This is a genomic window from Pseudarthrobacter sp. MDT1-22 (genome assembly GCF_054511035.1).
This window is the reverse complement of record NZ_JBTNDK010000022.1, coordinates 22,113-39,685: the sequence shown is the minus strand read 5'-3', so window position 1 is coordinate 39,685 and position 17,573 is coordinate 22,113. Positions and strand designations below refer to the sequence as shown.

Sequence of the window (17,573 nt, the reverse complement as noted above, 5' to 3'; positions counted from 1 at the left end):
GCTGGGCTTAAGTGTCCTTTCGCGCTCAATCAGCGAGGAGAGGCTGCTTTTCGCCGGCTTCGATCTTCGCGTCGAGGCTGTTGTTCTTCACGGGCATGGGGCAGGTGCCAAACGGGGTGAAGGCGCTGGGGTAGTTGATGGCGCGGTTGAAGTCCAGGACCACCGTGGCCTTCCCGGCCGCGTCAATGCGTGGCCGGGGCGTGGAGACTTTCCGCCACTCATCCGTTGATTCACCGTTGGTCCCGTCATGGAACGTGATGGTCAGTGCGCCCAGTTTTTCCTCCTCGGCGTGCAGACGGTACTGGTGCTCGACGCCCGGCAGCCGGAAAACCACCTCGCCCACTGAATAATGGACGCCGTCCACCAGCGGATTGGCCGTTCCGACCGGGACGGCCACCGGTTCCGGATACGCCTCGTAGGCGGCCTCAATCACGAGGTCCGGGTTGTAGTCGAACGTGGGAACGCCGTCGAACTCCGTCAGCACCGGCGAGCCGGAATCGCGGGTCCGGATGGCGTACCGGTCTGCGCGCATGGCGAGTTCCACCACTACCTGCTGCCCGTCCGCGCCGCCGAACTGCACCCACATCAGGGATTCCTCGTTGGCGAGGGAGGCGGTGATGGTCCCGTCAATGGGCTCGCCCGTTTCCACCAGCGTCAGGCCGTCGTGCGCCACAGCGGTGAGTGTCGCCGTCGTGCCGTCCGTTGACCAGAGGCCGGGGGCGACGTCGATGGCGGCGGGCCGGGATTCCAGCCACTGGAAGGAGGTGAGCGTCAGCCAGCCGTGGCGGGTGGCGAGGGCCTTGTTCCGGTTCGTGCGGAAACGCTGCCAGCGTTCCAGCTGCGCGGTTGCGGTGGTGTCCATGGTTCCTCCAAAAGGGGTTCTGATTCCCCGGCTACGACGTCAGGGTTTACAACCCGGCGCGGACGCTGTCCATTCCACCACGGACCGCCGCGGAGCACCACGGACCTCGCGCCGCGTTGCTGCCGCGGCCCTTGTCTTGCAGGCGGCGGAGAGTAACGTCGAAAGCGCGGAGCTTCGTTTCCGGACTCCCACGGCTGACCTTGGAGGAACCATGAAAATCGCGGTCCTGGGCACGGGTTTCGCAGGCCGGACCCTCGCGGGCGCGCTGTCCGCGCTGGGACACGACGTGGTGGTGGGTACTCGCGACCCGGGGGAGACTCTCGCCCGCAGCGCGCCGGACGCCATGGGCACGCCGCCCTTCAGCGAATGGCACGCAGCGCACCAGCACATAGCCCTGGAAACGTTCGCGGAGGCCGCAGCCGCGGCGGAACTGATAGTCAATGCAACGAACGGAGCGGGCGCCCTCAGTGCCCTCAGTGCCGCGCGTTCGGCCAACCTGTCGGGGAAAGTGGTGGTGGACGTTTCCAACCCGCTCGACTTCTCCCAGGGCATGCCGCCGGTGCTTAACCCGGTCAACACGGACAGCAACGCCGAACGGATCCAGCACGCGTTTCCGGAGGCGCGGGTGGTCAAAACCCTGAACACGATGAACGCAGGGCTGAAGGTTGACCCCGGACGGCTGGGCGGCGGGGACCACTCGGTGTTTGTCTCCGGCGACGACGCCGGTGCCAAGAACACCGTGACGGCGCTCCGCCAGGAGCTGGGCCACCGCGATATTATTGACCTCGGAGACATCACCACCGCCCGGGGAGCGGAGATGATGCTCCCGGTGTGGCTGCGACTGTGATCGGTGCTGGGGACCCCGGATTTCAATTTCAAGATCGTCCGCTGAAGTCCGGCGCGGCAGGGGCGGCGACCGGCGCAATATCTGAGACGGATTCCGCCTTCGCCATCCCGTGCAGGTAGCATCGATAGCTAGTAACGTGGCTCACAGTATCCAGCGCAGTGTACGAGCCAAGTCCGAACCCTCGAAAGACAGTTTCCATGGCTAACACTGCAATGAACTCCTCAACCGACCTCGCCTCTGAACTGAGGGCCGACGTCCGGCGCGTCTCCACACTGCTGGGTGAATCCCTGGTCCGCCAGCACGGCCCCGAACTCCTCAATCTGGTGGAGCAGGTCCGCCTCCTCACCAAGGAGTCCAAGGAAGCCGCCCGCGGCGGTGCCGACGCCACCGGCCCATGGAGCGCGCACGACGTCGTTGAACAGGTCCGAGAACTGCTCGGCTCCCTGCCGATCGAGCAGGCCACCGACCTGGTCCGTGCATTCGCGTTCTACTTCCACCTGGCCAACGCGGCCGAGCAGGTCCACCGGGTCCGCGGCCTGCGGACACGGAAGGAAAAGGACGGGTGGCTGGCCAAGGCCGTCACCGAAATCGCCGCCCAAGCGGGGCCCGAAGTCCTGCAGGAAGTGGTCAACGGGCTGGACGTCCGCCCCATCTTCACCGCCCACCCCACCGAGGCTTCGCGCCGTTCCGTGCTGGACAAGATCCGCAAGCTCTCTGATGTCCTGGCCGAGCCCACGAAGGAAGGCACCTCCGCGCGCCGCCGGCAGGACCGCCAGCTTTCCGAAGTCATCGACCAGATGTGGCAGACCGACGAACTGCGCCAGGTACGCCCCACCCCGGTGGACGAGGCCCGCAACGCGATCTACTACCTCGGCGGCATCCTGACCGATGCCATGCCCGAGATGCTTTCGGACTTCTCGGAACTGCTCGGTGAGCACGGCGTCAGCCTTTCGTCCCAGGACGCACCCATCCGGTTTGGGTCCTGGATCGGCGGCGACCGGGACGGCAACCCCAACGTCACGGCTGCGGTCACCCGGGAAATCCTGCAGATCCAGAACCAGCACGCCGTCCGCATCAGCATCGCGATGATGGATGAGCTGATCTCCATCCTGTCCAACTCCACCGCCTTGTCCGGCGCGGACCAGACCCTGCTGGACTCCATCGACGCGGACCTGAAGAAGCTGCCGGGCCTGGACCGGCGCGTCCTGGAGCTCAACGCCCAGGAGCCCTACCGCCTCAAGCTCACCTGCATCAAAGCCAAGCTCATCAACACGGGCAAGCGGGTGGCCGCGGACTCCACGCACGAGCACGGCCGTGACTACAGCTCCACCGAGGAACTCCTCAACGACCTCGAGCTGCTGGAGCTGTCCCTCCGCAACCACTCGGCGTCGCTCGCTGCCGACGGCGCGCTGGCCCGTGTCCGCCGCGCCGTCGCGTCCTTCGGCCTGCACCTGGCCACCCTGGACATCCGCGAGCACGCGGACCACCACCACGACGCCGTTGGCCAGCTGATGGACCGGCTGGGCGGCCCCGGCATCCGCTATGCCGAACTGAGCCGTGAGGAACGCTTCGAGGTGCTCGGCTCGGAGCTCGCCTCACGCCGGCCGCTGTCCGGCCACCCGATTAAGCTCGACGGCGTCGCTGACGGCACGTACGACGTCTTCCGTGAGATCCGCCGCGCCCTGCGCACGTACGGTCCGGACGTCATCGAGACCTACATCATTTCCATGACCCGCGGCGCGGACGACGTCCTGGCCGCGGCCGTGCTGGCCCGCGAGGCAGGCCTGATCAACCTGTTCGGCGACGCCCCCTACGCCAAGATCGGGTTCGCGCCGCTTCTGGAGACCGTGGAGGAGTTGCGTGCCTCGGCGGAGATCGTGGACCAGCTGCTGTCCGTTCCGTCCTACCGCGACCTGGTCCGGCTGCGCGGCGACGTCCAGGAAATCATGCTGGGCTACTCGGACTCAAACAAGGAATCCGGCGTGATGACCAGCCAGTGGGAGATCCACAAGACCCAGCGCAACCTGCGCGACGTTGCGGCCAAGCACGGCGTCCGTGTCCGGTTGTTCCACGGCCGCGGCGGTTCCGTGGGCCGCGGCGGCGGACCCACCTACGACGCCATCATGGCCCAGCCCAACGGCGTGCTGGAAGGCGAGATCAAGTTCACCGAACAGGGCGAGGTCATCTCGGACAAATACTCGCTGCCGGAGCTGGCCCGGGAAAACCTGGAGCTGTCCCTCGCGGCAGTGCTCCAGGGCTCGGCCCTGCACCGGGATCCGCGCACGTCGGACGACCAGCGCGAACGGTACGGGCACGTTATGGAAATCATCTCCGACGGCGCCTTCGACCGGTACCGGAACCTGATCGACCATCCTGACCTGCCAGCGTACTTCCTGGCGTCCACTCCGGTGGAGCAGCTGGGCTCGCTGAACATCGGCTCACGCCCGTCCAAACGCCCGGATTCCGGGGCGGGGCTTGGCGGCCTGCGTGCCATCCCCTGGGTGTTCGGCTGGACCCAGTCCCGGCAGATCGTCCCGGGCTGGTTCGGTGTGGGCTCGGGCCTGAAGGCTGCCCGCGAGGCCGGAAACTCCCCGCAGCTCGTGGAGATGATGGAGAACTGGCACTTCTTCCGGTCCGTTGTCTCCAACGTGGAGATGACGCTGGCCAAGACGGACATGGACATCGCCGGGTACTACGTGGCCACCCTGGTTCCCGAGGACCTGCACCACATTTTCCGCGCCATCCGTGAAGAGTACGAACTCACGGTCACCGAGATCCAGAACCTGACCGGCGAGAACGTGCTCCTGGACGCGCAGCCGACGCTCAAGCGGTCGCTGGAGATCCGGGACCAGTACCTGGACCCCATCAGCTACCTGCAGGTGGAGTTGCTCCGCCGCGTGCGGGCTGCCCAGAACGCCGAAGGCGGGAGCATCAGCGGCGCCGAGATCGACGAACGGCTCCAGCGGGCCATGCTGATCACCGTCAACGGGGTGGCGGCCGGCCTGCGCAACACCGGGTAGGACCCATGTTGCACAGCCAGCGGCCCGCTGACCTCGCCGAACGGATCGCTCTTACGGTTCGGGGCAGTGAACATTCGGGTTGTAGGTTGCCAGGACGCCGTCCGGATTACCTTGCCACAGGTATGCATGGAGGTCGTAGTGGATTGGCATGCCGGGAGCGTGCCCGAGCATTGGTCCGTCGAATGCCTTGCCGAACATGCTCGGCCGGTCTGTGTCGGTCGCCAGGTCCTGGTCGGCGTCGACCTTAAACCACTCCGCTGCGACCAGTCTGAGCTGGCCCGTTTTGTTCGCTGCATACGTCAGTGCGTCCGGGACCAATGGCTTCATCTGACCGAACTGACTGAAGTTGACGTAGTGAAAGCCCATGCCTGGAACGCACTCACCCACGGGCTGGTAGCCCGCGGCAATGGCCGCACTAACGTCGTGATATTGGGTTGTGGCCTGTCGCACTTCGGCCAGGTCACTCCGGCTGCCGGCGGAGGCGACGCCGATCCCTAACATTGATGCCAACATGCCTGCCGATACCGCCGCAATCACTCGCATTGTGGTCCGTCTCATGTTCGGTCTTCTTTCTTGATGATTGTCAGGTGTGACTATGAGACCGAGGCCACATTCTAGTCCTGTCCCGCGCGGAAAACCATGGTGGTGCGGTTCCTGACGGACCTCGGCAGCTGCTTGAGGTTATTTGCCTGACGCTGGCGCCGTCCAGCTGTCCCACCACAGGGAAGGGACCAGGAACACGCCGTATTAGGGTTGAGGCATGCCTTCGTTCCAGACCCGCCTGAAAATCACCGGACTGAAGCCTGGCAACCCGCCGGAAGCCGTGATGGCCGCAGCGGTCGAGGCGTTGGAGACCCGTCACCATGTGGAATCCAACCAGATCGAACTTGCCGCCGGCGTCCCCCAACTGAACCTCCGCTTCCTCGTGGAGGCGACCAAATACAGCGGTGAGAACCAGCAGGCGCGCGAATCGGCAGCGATGATGCGCGACGCCGTCGAACGCGTTGCACTCACCGGCTCACTGACGGTGCTCCGCCGTAACCGCGGCCGCTGGGCGCCCGTTTAGCTCAGCCGTCCCAGCTCACTCGCCGGGGGCGGGCTCGTCCACGGGTGAGCGGGTGCCGCGCCGGCGGGTGACAATGACGCCGACGGCGGCCCCGATCACCAGGCCCAGCAACACGCCGATCAGCGAACTCGCCCAGAACGGCAGGTTGGTTGCCGATCCCGTGAAGTAGCCCAGGCCCACCAGCCAACTGGCCCAGAGGACCGCGCCGAGGCCGGCGCACAGGCTGAACCCCGGGGCCGAAACGTCGGCGATGCCCGAAGCCGCCGACGTCGCCAGCCGCCCGCCCGGGATGAAACGGGCGCCGATGATGGTTCCGTAGGTGGAGGAGCGGCCGGCCTTGGCGATGGCCGCGTGGATGCCCGTATGGACCTTGCGGCCCCAGCGCCAGCGGTCCAGGACATGGCTGAGCCGGCGTTTGAAGAGCTGGAACACCACCATGTCGCCGACCCAGGACGCCACTGCGGACAGTGCCCCCACCAGGAAGACGTTGGCCCGGCCGTCGGCCGAGAGGGCGCCGCCGGTAATCACCACCATCTCTGAGGGGATGGGCGGGAAGATGGCATCGCCGAGGACCACGGGGACGATCCAGAAGTAAATCGCCGCCCCCCAGCTGTCGGCGTTGCCAAAGTCCATGGCCACAAAGTACCGCACATTTGCGCGGCAGCACGGCCTGAGCCGGCCAGCGGCACGGACTTGCCGGGCGTTGGGTTCAGCAAGTGCTTCAGTACCCGGTGCCGATGTTTCGACGGCGTGGACCTGGGGCTCCGCCAGGAACTTCCCTGGGGACGTGGCTGAGGTGCCGGGCCGCGAGGAAATACCAGTACGGCCAGGCGACCCACGCTGTGGCGCCAAAGGCTATTCCCGCCCCGCCGATGCCCCAGCGGATCCAGGCCGGCGCCTGTTCCACCGCGGTCAGCGCCGCCAGGGGCAACGCCACCAACAAGGCGCCGCCAATGAACTGTCCCAGCTTCGCGAGATCCCGGGGATAGCTGCCCCTCTTGAGCAGTGCCCGGTGGGCCAGCAGGAACCAGCCGGCCTGGACCATCATTGCCCCCACCGAGATGCCAGTGGACACCGTGAAATCGAGCTTCTTCGCGACCAGGAGGAACGAGCTTGCTGATCCTGCGCCACTGGCCGCGATCACCAGCCATTTGGCGGCCTCGGAGCCGGGTGTGCGGCGCAGGCGCCGGTGAACCTGGACGATCACCGGGATGATCACCAACTGGAAGACGCCGCCGGTGGCATCGTTGATGGTGCCGAAGACGTAGGGTCCGTTCTTTGGCACTTCGATGGCGTACATGGCGCCCAGTGATGCCACGCCTACTACGCCCAGGCCGGCGGCCGCGTAGGCGAACTTGGCCGCCGTGCGGTCTCCGGGGATTTCGATGAGGGTATCCATGATGATTCCTCGCTCAGTGCAGATGCTCGCTCAGTGCGGATGGAACGCAGAGACAAGCTCGCTCAGCTGGCTTGAGGGAAGGACGCCGAGTTCGCCCTCCAGGCGGCTGGCAAACATCGTGTAGGCGCGGACTGCGGCGGCTCGGTTCTCGGCGGCCAGATGGGCCTGGACCAGCAGCAGATGCGCGGATTCCCTCAGTGGTTCGATGCTTGCCGCGGACAACGCCGCGATAACAGCTTTGCCGGGTTCACCGGCCGCCAGATGTTGCCGGGCCATGAGCTCCAGCGCGCTGAGGCGCGACTGCCGCAGCCGCTCCTGTTCAAATATCACCCAGTCGTCGTACCAGCCGGGCAGCAGGTCAGCCCGGCTCAGGTCGTCGAGATAGCCGTCAGGAATCCGGGCTTCAGGCTGGGACTGCAGGGTGGCGACGTGGCGCTGCAGCGCCGTGACATCGACCCTGACCGCTTCGTGAAGCTCCAGCGTGTCCGCGCCCGTCAGGAGAAGGTGCGGGAACGCGTGGGAGATGCACCAGACGGTGGTGCGCAGGTTCCCGGCAGCCTGCGTTTCGCTGCTTTTTGGCCACAGCAGGCCAGCCAGGAAACTCCGGTGCCTGCAGCCCAGGAGTCCCACACACGCGATGAGCCGCTGTTCCCGGCTGGCCACCGTCACGGTATTGGTGCCGCGGCGCAACCGCCAGGCCCCCAGCAGGCTTAGATGCCAATCCTGTGCGAGAGCCACCGTCATGCCTATCCCCTTCAAGCGACCGGACAACACGCGATACCCCAGATAACCATCGTGGCACTGGGGCGCATCATGTCAAGGCAATTTAGTAACAGGGGTTTTTGAGGTTTATATACCGGCAATAAGTCCACATACTGGTCAATCAGTATGGCGCCGGTTGTCATTCAATAAGGGCTTGCCGGAATCGACTCAGCCGATAAGGAATCTACGGTTATGCGCTGGCAGTGGTTTCTGATGCCTTCAGCACATCGAGCCAACGCTGCACAGCCAAAATGACTTCTTCTGCATCGCCGGCCGTCTCCACAATTTCCTGGTCCTGGCCCGGATGGCTGGAGATCAGGCGTGCCCGTACACGATGGTTCTGGGCAGGCTCCGCCCACGCGCGGATGACCATGGTGCCTTCAATGTCCGCCATGAATCGGCGCCTGCTTTCCTTGTCTGCAATTTACGTCGTCCAGGAACATTACTGTCCAGTATGACCATCTTAGGCAAAGATTATTCGGCGCCCAAGTCATAACTGTCACCACATTAGTCTTATGCGACAACGGAAAAATAACAGCCCAGTAACGAAGCCACAACGGGGCTACGCGTTGACTGATCGCGGGACGTCGAAAGGGGGTGATTGACATGATGAAGGAACTTACCGTTCACGAACTGGAAAGCCAGAAAGTGGAGCTGTTGCCTTCGCGGGAGACCCTGTTTCTGGACACGAATTGGGCGGGTGTTTACGCAAGCAACTCGTCTGTGGCTCTGAACGCTGCGTCGTTCTTTGCGGTAGCACACAGCACTGCGCTTCAGAACATCGCCGTAGTCCAGGGTTAAGTCCGTCTATCATCCGATATCTGGACCCTGGGATTGCCCGGGGGAGAGAAGTGAGGTGCTATGACGGCATCAACCGCGCTATTACCGGTGGATCTCGACGCCGAGGTTGCAGAACTGCTTCCAATGAGGGAAACGCTGTTCTTCAACATCAACGTTGCTCCCGTGATCGCCGTGAACCTTTCGATCGCCATCAATGCGGCCTCGATCGGTTCAATCGCGAACTCGGCCGCCTGGCAGGAAGTGATCGTCCTGCAGCAGTAGGTCCGCAGGATCAACAGGAAACCCGGAGGGCATGCTTCAGCGTCGGAGCATGCCCGCCGTTCTTAGTGGCTCAACCTAGGTGGGGACCGTGACCACAGCACCCGAAGCTGACTTTGTCCGGCATTGGTCGCCGTCACCCGGGCTTGTTTTCCTGGGACCGGTTGAGGGGTCTGGTCTCAAGGACCGCAGCTACCTGCTGCAGCGCGGAGACGGGCAGATTGTCCAGCTGTCGGAGCTTCTCCAGCTGGTCATGGCCACCGTCTCGCCGGAGAAATCCGCTGATGAGCTGGCGCGCGATGTCAGCGACGCCTACGGCCGCGAACTCGGTGTGAGCGGACTCCTCCACCTCATCGACACCAGGCTGGCGCCGATGGGCCTCGTTCACGACGCCGATGCGAACTTAGCCGAGGCCGGGCCGCCGCCGCGGGCAAACCCGTTGCTGGCCCTGCGGCTGAGGGGAACGCTGCTGCCGGAAAAGGCAGTCAACACGCTAGCCCTGATCCTGGCCCCGCTGTATTGGAGTCCGGTGGTGGCCACCGTCCTGGTCGGGCTGGCCGCCGTCGACATCCTGGTGCTGGCCAAGGGCGACTTCCTGGCTTCCCTGGAGCAGGTACTTCTAACGCCGGCGCTGCTCCTTGGCATCTTCGCGATGCTGACGGCGGGAGCCGTGATCCACGAACTGGGGCATGCCACCGCGTGCCGGTACGGCGGCGCCAGGCCGGGAGTGATCGGCGTCGGCGTCTATCTGGTCTTCCCGGCATTCTTCACCAACGTCACCGACTCCTACCGATTGGGCCGGGCGGGCAGGATCCGCACCGACCTTGGCGGGCTGTACTTCAACTGCCTGTGCCTGATCGGCCTGGGCGGCGCCTACCTGCTGACAGGGCAGGGCTTTTTCCTGCTGGCGGCGGCACTGATGCATTTCGAGATGATCCAGCAGCTGGTGCCGACGCTGCGCTTCGACGGCTACTTCGTCCTGGCCGACATCGCCGGTGTCCCCGACTTGTTCAACCGAATCCGCCCGGTTCTGCTCAGCCTCATTCCCGGACGCGCGGTGGATCCGCGGGTTGCCGAGCTCCGGACGTTCGCGCGCCGCATCGTCACCATCTGGGTAGTCACGGTGGTGCCGCTCCTGTGCCTGGCGCTTGGCTGGATGTTGCTGAACCTCCCCATGATCATCGAGCAGACCGCTAACGCCATCCGGCAGCACGCGGGGCTCGCCAGCGAGGCCATCGCCGCCGGCGACCCGGCGGCCGCTGCGCTCTCCATCCTGTCCATCCTGATGCTGTCGCTGCCGGTGATCGGCCTGGCCATTCTGCTGTACCGGTTGCTGTCGGTCCTCCTCGACCTGCTTGGCCGCCTCGGCAGGCGCCTGTGGCGAATGGCGGCGGAGCCGGAGTCCGTCGTGCCACGGCACCTCCGGGCAGTGAAGCCGCAGACAGTGAAGCCATTACAGATGGGGCAGCCGTTACAGATAGGGAAGCCACTACAGAAAGGAAGGTCCGCCATGGCTATCGCAGTCCCTCCCGCGGCCATGCCCGACGAGGTCCCCCCGGCGCCATTGCGTGCTCCCGCCCATTTTCAAGCCCGCGCGGCCCTCCCGGCCGCAGCCATTCCCGACGACGTTCCCACCCTCCAGGATTTCCTCGCCGACAGGCCCACCCAGCCCGCCCCGCCGCTCGCCGAATTGGGCTGGCAGGGCGCTGTCCGGCGGCTCAGCCGCAATTCCCTGAGCCTCGGTCCCGGCAGGCGGGAACTCGCCCACCTGGACGCCGTCGAAGAGGTTCAGCGGCGCCTGGACGGCCCCCGGACCGTCGTCGTGGTTAACCCCAAGGGCGGCGCCCACAAGACCACGGCAACCCTGCTTCTGGCCGCGACGCTGGGCATCCAGCGCGGCGGGTACACGCTTGCCTGGGACAACAATGAAACGCGCGGAACCATGGGGTGGCGGGCGCCTCTGGCCGGGCACGCCGGCACTGCCGTTGACCTGATGCGGGAAGTGGACCGCTTCGAAGACCCTGTCCTTGGCCGGATCGGGGACCTGGACCGCTATGTGCGCTACCAGGGATCCTCGCAGTTTGATGTGCTGGCCTCGGACGAGGACGCGGCCGGGGCCGCCACCATCGGCAGCCGTGAATTCGACCGGCTGCACTCGGCGCTGCGCCGCTTCTACCGGATCATCATGGTGGACACCGGCAACAACATGCGGTCCTCGAACTGGGAAGCCGCTGTGGCGGCGGCGGACGAGTTGGTCATCGTTTCCACGGTCCGCGAAGACACGGTGGCCAGTGCGGTCTGGCTCGTGGACGGGCTGCGTGAACGCGGCTACCAGGACAAAGTCAGCAACGCCGTAACCCTGCTGGCCGCGCCGTCACTGCACACCGATCTGCAGCTTCATGACAGGACCCGGACCCACTTCGAGACGCTGACAAGGGAAGTCCTCGACGTTCCCCATGACAAGTCCCTCGTCTCCGGCGGGCCGCTCAACTACCAGGCGCTGATGCCGGCCACCCGCGAGGCCTGGTTGCGTGCCTCGGCTGCGGTGATGCGGGGCCTATGAGCCGCACCCCGTAGGTGGGAAACTGGCGGCATGCGGATCATCATCCTCCAAGGCGATATCACCACACGCACGGTTGACGCGATCGTGAACGCGGCCAACTCCAGTTTGCTGGGCGGTGGCGGTGTGGACGGGGCCATCCACCGGGCCGCCGGGCCGGAACTGCTGGCCGCCTGCCGCGAACTGCGCGAAACGGACCTGCCGCACGGGCTGGCGCCCGGAGCGGCCGTCGCCACTCCTGGATTCCGTCTGCCGGCACGCTGGGTAATCCACACTGTTGGGCCCAACCGGCACGTGGGGCAGGCCAACCCGGCGCTACTGGTTTCGTGCTTCAGCGAAAGCCTGCGGCTGGCGGACTCGCTGGGTGCGGCTTCCATCGCAGTCCCGGCGGTGGGCGGGGGAGTGTACGGCTGGCACGGGCGCCAGGTGGCGGAGGCCGCGTACGACGCCGTCACAGGGTTTGGTGCCTCACTTCCGGCCAGCGCGCTCGAGTTGGCGGAGTTTGTGCTGTTCAGCCCCGAGATGGAGCAGGCCTTCAAGACGGTGTTCGATCAGCGCGGTGTTTGAGTAGCCTTGCTGAGGTGGAGCCCGCTGCGGTACTCCACGGGCTTTTTGCTGATGGGGTCGACAAAGCGGATGCCGCGGGCCAGAAGCTGCAGCGGCTTGGAGTAGTCGTCCGGGGCCTTGTCGAGCAGATCGGGGTAAAACGCGTCATTCACGATTCCCAGCCCCAGCGAGGCCATGTGGACCCTGAGCTGGTGCGTTTTTCCGGAGTGCGGCTCCAGTCGGTACCGCGCCAGGCGGGCGGAGTGGGTTTCGGCGAGGTTGGTGCCAGCCGCAGGGGTGCCAGGCGCGCGGGTGCCAGCGGCACCTGCTGAAGTGCCGCCGTCGAACGTTTCAAGCCGTTCGATCCGGGTCTCCGCGTTCGGCTCGCCGTCGATCACTTCGGCCAGCAGGTAGCTGCGCGACTTGGTCATCCGGTTCCGGACCACCACGGGGAAGTCGACGGCGGGGTGTCCGGCGGCGGGCTCCGCGGCGGAGACGCACTCGTATTCCTTCTGCACCTGCCGCTTCTCGAAGAGCACCTGGTAATTTCCGCGGGTTTCGGGGTTGGTGGACAGCAGCAGCACGCCGGCGGTCATCCGGTCCAGGCGGTGCATGGGGATCAGGTCCGGCAGGTTGAGCTGGTTCCGGAGCCGGACCAGGGCCGATTCCTGGATGTAGGTACCGCCGGGGGTGGTGGGCAGGAAGTGCGGCTTGTCCACCACGAGGAGGTGGTCGTCCTGGTGCAGGATGCTGATTTCCACCGGGATGCGGGTCTCCGGCGGCAATGAGCGGTAGTACCAGATGAAGGTGTGGTCCTCGAGCCTGGTGGCCCGGTCCAGGGCGACGCCGCCCTCGCCCACGATCTCGCCGGCGTCGAACCTGTCCTCGATGCCCTGCGGATCGATGTGGCCCCACCGGTGCATCATGTAGTCCATCGCGGTGGTCCACGGCCCCTCGTCCGGCAGGCGCAGGCGGGTGGCGTTGACGCCTTCGCGCACGGGGAGGGGGGATTGCATCACCGGTCCATTCTACTTTGCCGGGTCCCTTGGCCCCGCCCCGAGCCCGCCCCAGCCCGCGCCCGTTTAGACGGTTCCCTGCGCACTCGATGGTTGGACCCATCGATCGGGCAGGGAACCATCGAATCGGAGTGTTCCCGGCGACCCTGACAACCGACGGTAAAAAAGTTCTTGACAATAAAAGTTGTCGGTTGGCAAGATGGACGCATGTTGGACATCGAAGTGATCGAGGACCCGGCCGCGGCGGAAGCGTCGTTGGACCCGATCCGGACGCGCATCCTCCAGGAACTCGCGGAGCCGGGGTCGGCCACGCAGCTTGCCGCCAAGGTGGGCCTGCCGCGGCAGAAGGTCAACTACCACCTCAAGGCCCTCGAGCGGCACGGACTCGTGGAACTCGTGGAGGAGCGGCGCAAGGGGAACGTCACCGAGCGCGTCCTCCAGGCGACGGCAGCCTCCTACCTGATTTCCCCGGTGGCCCTCGCGTCGGTGGCACCGGATCCGCACCGGTTCTCGGACAGGTTTTCGGCCTTCTGGCTGCTGGCGCTCGCCGGGCGGATGGTCCAGGAGGTGGGTAAGTTGATCGCCGGCGCGGCCGCGGCCAGGCAGAAACTGGCAACGTTCGCCATCGACGGCGAGATCACCTTCCGGACGGCCGCGGACCGGGCAGCGTTTGCCGAGGAACTCGGTGTCGCCGTGACCCGCCTGGTGGAGAAGTATCACGACGGCGGCGCGGTCGCCGGCCCGGGCGGCGCCCCGGCAGGCGGCTCGCCCCCAAGTGGCACTTCGGCGGGGGGCGGACGAAAGCACCGGCTCGTCGTCGCTCTTCACCCCGTTCTCAAAACCCCCATCAAACCCCTCTCAGCGAAGGAGCAGGACAATGACTGACAACCGTGAATTTGAGATCGTGTACGACACCGAACTGCCCGGCACGCCCGAGCGTGTCTGGGAAGCCGTGACAAGTGGAACGCCGGCGTGGATGTTCCCCACGGACCAGTGGCCGGACGTCAAGACCGTGCAGGAGCATCCCACGCATCTCGTCTCCCGGATGGACGGCCCGGATGGCTGGTTCAACCAGCTGGAGCACGTGCTGGAACCGCTCGACGGCGGCCGCGCCCGGCTGCACTATGTCCACAGCGGGATCTTCGCCGACCAATGGGACGAGCAGTACGACGGCGCCAGCAAGCACACGGCGTTCTACCTGCACACGCTGGGCCAGTACCTGCAGTACTTCGACGGCAAGCCGGCGGTATTTACGGACATCCTGTCTCCGGCAGCGTCGCAGACCCCGGACGGTTTCGACCGCCTGAAGAAAGCTATGGGCGTGGATTCTGCGGCGCGGGGTTCCGCCGTTGAGCTGGAGCTCGACGGCGTGGGGCGGCTGTCTGGGGAAGTGGACTTCTCCAACGAGAACTTCCTGGGCCTGCGGACGTCGGATGCGATGTACCGGTTCTTCGGCCGCAACGCCTTCGGTGCTCCGGTGGGTATGACTGTGCACGACTTCAGCGGCAGTGGTGACTCTTCAGCGACCACCGAGGCCTGGAGCGGCTTCCTCGAAAAGGTCTACGCGTAGGTTGGCCTGAGGCCGGCGCACGGTTATCGACTCGCACATTATCTGGCGCACCGGGAAATCCACCTGCGTCAGATAATTTGCGCGTCGCGGGCGGATCGGCGCGTCGGGAAAGTCCGGTCGCGTCAGGCGGCCCAGCCGCGGGCGACCGCGTCGAGGGAGGCGCTGTAGGCCGCGGCCCAGTCTGCGTCCGGCGGGCCCACCTGGGCCAGTTCCAGGCTTACAAGGCCGTGGACCTGCCCCCAGATTGCGACGGCGACCATTTCCGCCGGTGCCTGCAGCACGGTGCCGGCAGACTGGGCGGAGGCCACTGCTTCCATTAGGGGCTCCATGGCATCGGCGGCAGCATCGGGGCTGGGCTGGCAATCGACGTAGGCGGCCAGTGCGCCGCCGAACATCAGCCGGTAGAGTGCCCGATGCTCCAGCGCCCAGGTCCGGTAGGCCGCGCCGAGTCCCCGAAGCCCGCCCGGGGCCGCGGCCACCTGTGAGTCGCGGAAGGACCGGAACCCGTCGTCCACGACGGCCGTCAGGAGCTGGGATTTTCCGCCGAACAGCGAGTAGACGGCCGTGGTGGACGTGCCGGCGGCCGCTGCCACATCCCGCAGATTGACGCGTGCGGGACCGTCGTGGTCCATCAGGTCAGCCGTGACGGCCAGAAGGCCCTGCCTGAGGGAATCGTTATGCACTACGGGTCTTGCCATGGAGTCCATTGTTTCATAACCTTGTTTCGTAACGGTGTTATGAAACAAGGTTATGAAACCGCGAACCGAAGGAGTTCCCATGGCGCAGAGGGTATTTCCGGGCCGGTACACCGCTGACCCGGGCCGCGAATCGGTGACGGTCTTCCTGATCGGCATGCGGGCGAACCGATGGTGGAAGGTCGGGACCGTCGGCAAGGTGGCTGCCGCCATGCCGCGGATGCTCCAGCACCTGGCCGCCGACCCCGCGGCGGGAATGCTCGGCTGTGAGCAGTGGTTCGGGCGCACCACCATCCTGCTCAGCTACTGGGAGAGCCCCGAGCACCTGCGGAAGTTCGCCGCGGACCGGGAGTCCCCGCACCTGGAACCGTGGCGACGATTCATGCAGGAACTCTCCGGGACCGGCGACGTCGGCGTGTGGCATGAGACGTACCAGGTGCCGGCCGGCGGGATCGAGGTTGTCTACAACGGGATGCCGGAGTTTGGGCTGGCCAAGGCTACGGCTCACGTCCCGGTCGGGGCCGGGACCAATACGGCCAAGCAGCGGATGGGCCGGGCCGCAGGCCGCGGTGCCGGCGGCAGCTGATCCCGAAAACCCACGCCTCACGCGATAGCCAGGGCCGGCGCGTTCTTCAGGGACCGGCGGAGCTGCGGGGCGGCATCGAGCCGGTCCTGGGCTGAGCGCAGGGCCAGGACGGCGGTCTCCAGCTGGTCCGGCGGCAGGGTGAAAGGTACCCGGAGGTAGCGTTCGAACGCGCCGCCGATGCCAAACCGCGGCCCGGCGGCCAGCCGGATACCAAAGTCCGGGGCGATCATGGTCAGCGCCGTGCTGACCGGTGCTGGCAGCCTGCACCAGACGGACAGTCCGCCGGCCGGGCGTGCCGTTTCCCACTCTGGGAGGTGTCCAGCAAGGAGTTCCAAAAGTGCGGCGCGGTTGTCCCGGAGGGCGCTGAGCCGTGCGGGAAGCGGCTCGTCGAGGGCGCGGACCAGGTGGGCGGCCGCCAACTGTTCCATAAGCGGTCCGCCCAGATCCAGGGACGTCCGTGCCGCCGCAAAGCGCTGGATCATGGCTTCGGAGGCGCGGATCCAGCCTGTCCGAAGTCCGGCCCAGTGGGATTTGCTGAGCGAGCCGATGGTGACCACGGCGGGACTGAAGGCTGCCACTGGGCTGGTTTCGACGCCGTCGAGGTTCAGCTCGCGGAGGGTCTCGTCCACCACCAGGACCGTCCCGGCAGCGACGGCCGCCCGGACCAGCTGGCGGCGCTGGACATCGGGCATCAGCTGCCCGGTTGGGTTGTGGAAGTCCGGCACGACGTACGCCATCCTGGGACGCTGCTGTGTCATGGCGGCCTGCAGGGCGTGCATGTCCCACGCCAGGGCGGGACCGCCGTCGGCCCTGTCACTGCCGGTGCCGTGGGCTGCGGTGAACGCCACCGGAATGGCCCGGCACCCGGCCGCGCGGATCGCATCCAGGGCATTTGGGTAGCTGGGGTGTTCCACCAGCACCCTGTCCTGCCGGCCCGCCAAGGCGCGGATGATGATGTTCAGGGCATGCTGCGCGCCCGAGGTCACCAGGATCTGCTCGGCAGTGGTCGGCACGCCGGCCGCCGTATAACGCGCCGCCACCGTCTCGCGCAGCGGGAGAAGGCCCATGGCGTCGTAGCCGAATCCCGGCAGCAGGGCGGGAAGTTCGGTGAGGGCTGCCGCGAACGCGCGATGCACCACCTCGCCGCTGGCAGGCAGCGACGCATAGGCGAGGTCAATCAGACCCTCCGGTGCCGCGAGCCCGGGAGACGTTGTTCCGGGCGTCCGCCCCGCGGTTGTAAGGCCCGGGTCCGTGAGCACCGTGGTACCCAACGCCGTCAGGCGCGGAATCCGGGTCCGGCCCCTGCTGCCCTGCCCGCTGCTGAGGAAACCCTGCTCGCGGAGGTGGCCGTAGGCGGCTGTCACGGTGGTGCGGCTGACGCCCAGCGCCTCAGACAGTGCCCGCTCGCTGGGCAGGGCCGTGTCCAGGGCCACCCGGCCGTCCAGGACCAGGAGACGGACGACGTCGGCCAGCTCGCGGTAGGCGGGAGCGGCGCCGAGGTTCCACTCGCACAGGAGACGGGCCAGCGCGGGCGGGTTCAGCGAAGGGGACATGATGCCAGTATCTCAGACTGGCTATGTAATTC

At 66.3% G+C, this 17,573-nt stretch carries 19 protein-coding genes; 10 read left to right on the top strand and 9 right to left on the bottom strand.

The features are described 5' to 3' along the window. Window positions 1-25 precede the first annotated feature (25 nt). Window positions 26-862: a DUF1684 domain-containing protein gene (locus tag ACX80M_RS16120; protein ID WP_252613947.1), complete on the bottom strand. Its 837-nt coding sequence runs from the start codon at window positions 860-862 to the stop codon at window positions 26-28. A 211-nt stretch (window positions 863-1,073) separates the two neighbouring features. Here ACX80M_RS16120 and ACX80M_RS16115 point away from each other — a divergent pair, with 211 nt between their 5' ends. Both ACX80M_RS16115 and ppc read left to right on the top strand, forming a co-directional pair. Then, window positions 1,074-1,709, top strand: coding sequence for an NADPH-dependent F420 reductase (locus ACX80M_RS16115; protein ID WP_252613946.1), 636 nt, complete (start codon window positions 1,074-1,076; stop codon window positions 1,707-1,709). 197 nt (window positions 1,710-1,906) lie between these two features. Continuing rightward, a complete protein-coding gene (gene ppc / locus ACX80M_RS16110) occupies window positions 1,907-4,729 on the top strand; it encodes a phosphoenolpyruvate carboxylase (protein WP_252613945.1) in 2,823 nt (940 codons plus the stop codon). Between the two features lie 51 nt (window positions 4,730-4,780). Here the strand turns inward: ppc and ACX80M_RS16105 are convergent, their stop codons facing one another. Continuing rightward, a complete protein-coding gene (locus ACX80M_RS16105; protein WP_459309969.1) occupies window positions 4,781-5,272 on the bottom strand; it encodes a hypothetical protein in 492 nt (163 codons plus the stop codon). A 217-nt stretch (window positions 5,273-5,489) separates the two neighbouring features. Between ACX80M_RS16105 and ACX80M_RS16100 the strand changes: the two genes are divergently transcribed. Further along, window positions 5,490-5,795, top strand: a complete 306-nt coding sequence (locus ACX80M_RS16100; protein ID WP_252610212.1) for a hypothetical protein — start codon at window positions 5,490-5,492, stop codon at window positions 5,793-5,795. Between the two features lie 15 nt (window positions 5,796-5,810). Here ACX80M_RS16100 and ACX80M_RS16095 read toward each other — a convergent pair whose 3' ends face one another. The 4 genes from ACX80M_RS16095 to ACX80M_RS16080 all read right to left on the bottom strand — a co-directional run bounded on the left by ACX80M_RS16095 (window position 5,811) and on the right by ACX80M_RS16080 (window position 8,350). Continuing rightward, window positions 5,811-6,428, bottom strand: coding sequence for a DedA family protein (locus ACX80M_RS16095; protein ID WP_252599801.1), 618 nt, complete (start codon window positions 6,426-6,428; stop codon window positions 5,811-5,813). 88 nt (window positions 6,429-6,516) lie between these two features. Continuing rightward, the gene (locus ACX80M_RS16090; RefSeq protein ID WP_252599800.1) at window positions 6,517-7,194 is read right to left on the bottom strand and encodes a hypothetical protein; all 678 of its coding nucleotides are present in this window, start codon (window positions 7,192-7,194) and stop codon (window positions 6,517-6,519) included. Between the two features lie 30 nt (window positions 7,195-7,224). Further along, window positions 7,225-7,938, bottom strand: coding sequence for an AfsR/SARP family transcriptional regulator (locus ACX80M_RS16085; RefSeq protein ID WP_459309968.1), 714 nt, complete (start codon window positions 7,936-7,938; stop codon window positions 7,225-7,227). Between the two features lie 208 nt (window positions 7,939-8,146). Further along, window positions 8,147-8,350, bottom strand: a complete 204-nt coding sequence (locus ACX80M_RS16080; RefSeq protein WP_252599798.1) for a hypothetical protein — start codon at window positions 8,348-8,350, stop codon at window positions 8,147-8,149. A 212-nt stretch (window positions 8,351-8,562) separates the two neighbouring features. Here ACX80M_RS16080 and ACX80M_RS16075 point away from each other — a divergent pair, with 212 nt between their 5' ends. The 4 genes from ACX80M_RS16075 (at window position 8,563) to ACX80M_RS16060 (ending at window position 12,142) form a co-directional block, all read left to right on the top strand. Continuing rightward, on the top strand, window positions 8,563-8,757 hold the full coding sequence (locus ACX80M_RS16075; RefSeq protein ID WP_205630648.1) for a hypothetical protein: 195 nt from the start codon (window positions 8,563-8,565) through the stop codon (window positions 8,755-8,757). A gap of 60 nt (window positions 8,758-8,817) precedes the next feature. Continuing rightward, window positions 8,818-9,018: a hypothetical protein gene (locus ACX80M_RS16070; RefSeq protein WP_157768951.1), complete on the top strand. Its 201-nt coding sequence runs from the start codon at window positions 8,818-8,820 to the stop codon at window positions 9,016-9,018. An 88-nt stretch (window positions 9,019-9,106) separates the two neighbouring features. After that, a complete protein-coding gene (locus tag ACX80M_RS16065; RefSeq protein WP_252599797.1) occupies window positions 9,107-11,578 on the top strand; it encodes a MinD/ParA family ATP-binding protein in 2,472 nt (823 codons plus the stop codon). 30 nt (window positions 11,579-11,608) lie between these two features. Beyond that, window positions 11,609-12,142, top strand: coding sequence for an O-acetyl-ADP-ribose deacetylase (locus ACX80M_RS16060; RefSeq protein WP_252599796.1), 534 nt, complete (start codon window positions 11,609-11,611; stop codon window positions 12,140-12,142). Here the strand turns inward: ACX80M_RS16060 and ACX80M_RS16055 are convergent. Further along, window positions 12,127-13,137, bottom strand: a complete 1,011-nt coding sequence (locus tag ACX80M_RS16055) for an RluA family pseudouridine synthase (protein WP_252599834.1) — start codon at window positions 13,135-13,137, stop codon at window positions 12,127-12,129. The two genes, ACX80M_RS16060 and ACX80M_RS16055, sit on opposite strands and share 16 nt — an antisense overlap. Window positions 13,138-13,344: 207 nt before the next feature. On the opposite strand from ACX80M_RS16055, the gene ACX80M_RS16050 reads away from it, so the two are divergent. Continuing rightward, the gene (locus ACX80M_RS16050) at window positions 13,345-14,022 is read left to right on the top strand and encodes a winged helix-turn-helix domain-containing protein (protein WP_252599795.1); all 678 of its coding nucleotides are present in this window, start codon (window positions 13,345-13,347) and stop codon (window positions 14,020-14,022) included. Beyond that, window positions 14,015-14,707, top strand: coding sequence for an SRPBCC family protein (locus tag ACX80M_RS16045; RefSeq protein WP_459309967.1), 693 nt, complete (start codon window positions 14,015-14,017; stop codon window positions 14,705-14,707). Before ACX80M_RS16050 ends, ACX80M_RS16045 begins: the two co-directional genes overlap by 8 nt. A 122-nt stretch (window positions 14,708-14,829) precedes the next feature. On the opposite strand, the gene ACX80M_RS16040 is transcribed toward ACX80M_RS16045, so the two are convergent. Next, window positions 14,830-15,405, bottom strand: a complete 576-nt coding sequence (locus ACX80M_RS16040) for a TetR-like C-terminal domain-containing protein (RefSeq protein WP_252599793.1) — start codon at window positions 15,403-15,405, stop codon at window positions 14,830-14,832. A 79-nt stretch (window positions 15,406-15,484) separates the two neighbouring features. Between ACX80M_RS16040 and ACX80M_RS16035 the strand changes: the two genes are divergently transcribed. Further along, window positions 15,485-15,988 (top strand): DUF4188 domain-containing protein, encoded by a 504-nt coding sequence (locus ACX80M_RS16035; protein WP_459309966.1) that lies wholly within the window; start codon window positions 15,485-15,487, stop codon window positions 15,986-15,988. A 17-nt stretch (window positions 15,989-16,005) separates the two neighbouring features. On the opposite strand, the gene yczR is transcribed toward ACX80M_RS16035, so the two are convergent. Beyond that, complete coding sequence (gene yczR, locus ACX80M_RS16030; RefSeq protein ID WP_459309965.1) at window positions 16,006-17,541, bottom strand: MocR-like transcription factor YczR; 1,536 nt, start codon at window positions 17,539-17,541, stop codon at window positions 16,006-16,008. Between the last annotated feature and the right edge of the window lie 32 nt (window positions 17,542-17,573).

Coding starts and splice junctions, on each gene's coding strand:
- ACX80M_RS16055 (WP_252599834.1), bottom strand. CDS start 13,137: ATGCAATCCCCCCTCCCCGTGCGCGAAGGCGTCAACGCCACCCGCCTG.
- ACX80M_RS16095 (WP_252599801.1), bottom strand. CDS start 6,428: ATGGACTTTGGCAACGCCGACAGCTGGGGGGCGGCGATTTACTTCTGG.
- ACX80M_RS16075 (WP_205630648.1), top strand. CDS start 8,563: ATGATGAAGGAACTTACCGTTCACGAACTGGAAAGCCAGAAAGTGGAG.
- ACX80M_RS16045 (WP_459309967.1), top strand. CDS start 14,015: ATGACTGACAACCGTGAATTTGAGATCGTGTACGACACCGAACTGCCC.
- ACX80M_RS16120 (WP_252613947.1), bottom strand. CDS start 862: ATGGACACCACCGCAACCGCGCAGCTGGAACGCTGGCAGCGTTTCCGC.
- ppc (WP_252613945.1), top strand. CDS start 1,907: ATGGCTAACACTGCAATGAACTCCTCAACCGACCTCGCCTCTGAACTG.
- ACX80M_RS16115 (WP_252613946.1), top strand. CDS start 1,074: ATGAAAATCGCGGTCCTGGGCACGGGTTTCGCAGGCCGGACCCTCGCG.
- ACX80M_RS16080 (WP_252599798.1), bottom strand. CDS start 8,350: ATGGCGGACATTGAAGGCACCATGGTCATCCGCGCGTGGGCGGAGCCT.
- ACX80M_RS16060 (WP_252599796.1), top strand. CDS start 11,609: ATGCGGATCATCATCCTCCAAGGCGATATCACCACACGCACGGTTGAC.
- ACX80M_RS16100 (WP_252610212.1), top strand. CDS start 5,490: ATGCCTTCGTTCCAGACCCGCCTGAAAATCACCGGACTGAAGCCTGGC.
- ACX80M_RS16070 (WP_157768951.1), top strand. CDS start 8,818: ATGACGGCATCAACCGCGCTATTACCGGTGGATCTCGACGCCGAGGTT.
- ACX80M_RS16085 (WP_459309968.1), bottom strand. CDS start 7,938: ATGACGGTGGCTCTCGCACAGGATTGGCATCTAAGCCTGCTGGGGGCC.
- ACX80M_RS16090 (WP_252599800.1), bottom strand. CDS start 7,194: ATGGATACCCTCATCGAAATCCCCGGAGACCGCACGGCGGCCAAGTTC.
- ACX80M_RS16040 (WP_252599793.1), bottom strand. CDS start 15,405: ATGGCAAGACCCGTAGTGCATAACGATTCCCTCAGGCAGGGCCTTCTG.
- ACX80M_RS16105 (WP_459309969.1), bottom strand. CDS start 5,272: ATGCGAGTGATTGCGGCGGTATCGGCAGGCATGTTGGCATCAATGTTA.
- yczR (WP_459309965.1), bottom strand. CDS start 17,541: ATGTCCCCTTCGCTGAACCCGCCCGCGCTGGCCCGTCTCCTGTGCGAG.
- ACX80M_RS16035 (WP_459309966.1), top strand. CDS start 15,485: ATGGCGCAGAGGGTATTTCCGGGCCGGTACACCGCTGACCCGGGCCGC.
- ACX80M_RS16050 (WP_252599795.1), top strand. CDS start 13,345: ATGTTGGACATCGAAGTGATCGAGGACCCGGCCGCGGCGGAAGCGTCG.